At 33.6% G+C, this 1,948-nt stretch carries 2 protein-coding genes; both read left to right on the forward strand.

Annotated features, from left to right (window positions below; all coding sequences use genetic code 11):
• Positions 1-168 precede the first annotated feature (168 nt).
• Positions 169-681, forward strand: a complete 513-nt coding sequence (locus ACSX1H_RS19210) for a hypothetical protein (protein WP_439185873.1) — start codon at positions 169-171, stop codon at positions 679-681.
• A gap of 242 nt (positions 682-923) precedes the next feature.
• Entirely contained in the window at positions 924-1,688 is a 765-nt protein-coding gene (locus ACSX1H_RS19215; protein ID WP_439185874.1) for a TRADD-N-associated membrane domain-containing protein, read from the forward strand.
• Positions 1,689-1,948 lie beyond the last annotated feature (260 nt).

Here is a 1,948-nt window from a genome sequence, read left to right on the forward strand (position 1 = left end):
AAATAACAGGTTACAACAAGCTGCAATAATGCATAGCAGTCCGGCTCGCTTTGGTTGGGCCGATTCCCGCCTCGATTGTCAGTCCTGTCGGACGGCCAATCAGCAACGCGAATCTGCTACCGCATCATGCAGCTAACCGTTGGCAAGCATGCAGTAAAAAATCGCACAATGACACAAAATTCATTTAAAGAAAATATTAATGTGATTAAGGAAATTTATCCAGGTGTTTATCAAGTGATTTTAGATTTTGCGTCTAAGAAATTCATCGATTTAATTCTTAATGACCAGTATGAATTCTTATGGTTTCATAATTATAATACAAAGAATAGTTTTGATTGGAAGAATTGTGAAATGCCTATCTCAAAAGATTTAACGAAAAAAGTAACAGCCAGACAAATAAATTATGACTTCATTATTCCGACAAAGGAATATAATGAAATTAAGGACGAAATTCCCAATGGTGTTACTCTTGTTCAAATAAGAAAGAACCCGCCAGATTTTCTCGACTTGAAAAGACTAAAAGGAAAAACGCGGTATGACCTATTAAAAAAAGAATGTGATTTTTTGTTTGAAATTGATTTGCCAAATTCAGTAGACTATGGAACCTTGGTCAGTATGAACTTGGATTTTTTGAAAAATTTGCTGAATGATGAAAATATAAATTGGGAAGACTTGCCATAAAAAGCACGACTTGCCAACAAACCGCTATAATGCATAAAGGGTAATGTGCAATTTGGTTGGTTCATAGCTTCGGCAACCAGCGCCAAATCGCAGATTTGGCTTTGGAAAATGAAAACTTAAAACAAAATATGCGCTTTGGCTCTGCTCAATTTGATAAGTTCGTAAGGTTAAAATCCTTTACGCATCATGCGGCAGGCCGTTGGGCATAATATATCCGCACAGAGTTTAAAACTAAAACAATAATGAAGGACAAAATAGAATATCCATTTGAAAATCACGAAGAAGAAAAATTTGCCACAATAGAATCAGCCATTGTAAAAGCTAAAGGAAAAGTTAAAAGTGAAATAATAGATAAAATATCCTATTTCTCAGCAACCGCTGTTGGTGGTATTTTTCTTGGATTGCATTATGCCGAAAATCTACTAATTCCAACATGGATTCTTGTAATATTATGGATTTTGACTGTGTTATTCTTTTTTGCAGCATTAGGTTCTGATGTGTTAGAAGCTAAATCAGAATTAGAAGCCCAAGAAGCTATAAAAAACGTAATGCTAAAATTACCAGACTCAAAGAATCCAACCACAGAGTATTTTGATAATTTGGTGAAAATTAATGTAGAAAACCTTTCTGCATATTATACTTTAGTTAAGACACATACGCAACAAAGCTTTAAAGTTTCTTTGTTATCGGGCGTCTTTGGACTTCTACTAATTTCTATTGGTTTAGTTATTGGATTTCAATTTGAAGAATTTAAAAATATTGGATATATATCTACTGGTGCAGGTATTTTAATTGAATTTATTTCTGGGGTATTATTTTATCTGTACAACAAAACAGTTAGACAACTAAAAGACTATCATGACAGCCTAATAAATGTTCAAAACATTTTACTTTCATTCAAACTAATTGAATCAATCAAAGAAGAAAAATCTAAAACGGAAATGATTGGGAAAATGATAAATAGATTAGTTGGAATAGAAAATACTATGCCCAACAAACCGCAATAAAGCATATGGAGTTCAGCTCGTTTTGGAGAGTTTGTGGCTTCGGCAAACAACGCCAAATCGCTGATTTGGCTTTAAAATGAAAAGATAAAAACAAATACAACGCTTTGGCTCTGCTCAATTTGGAAAGTTTGTGAGGATAAAATTCCATACGCATCATGCGGCAGGCCGTTGTAAACCATTAAGCACAATACGTAGAAAACAAATTACTAGAAAAATATGAAACAGACCTTCTCCCTAATTTTGCTTATATTATGCTTAAG

Origin of the sequence: Carboxylicivirga taeanensis (genome assembly GCF_051851475.1) — a bacterium.
Classification (GTDB): domain Bacteria; phylum Bacteroidota; class Bacteroidia; order Bacteroidales; family Marinilabiliaceae; genus Carboxylicivirga; species Carboxylicivirga taeanensis.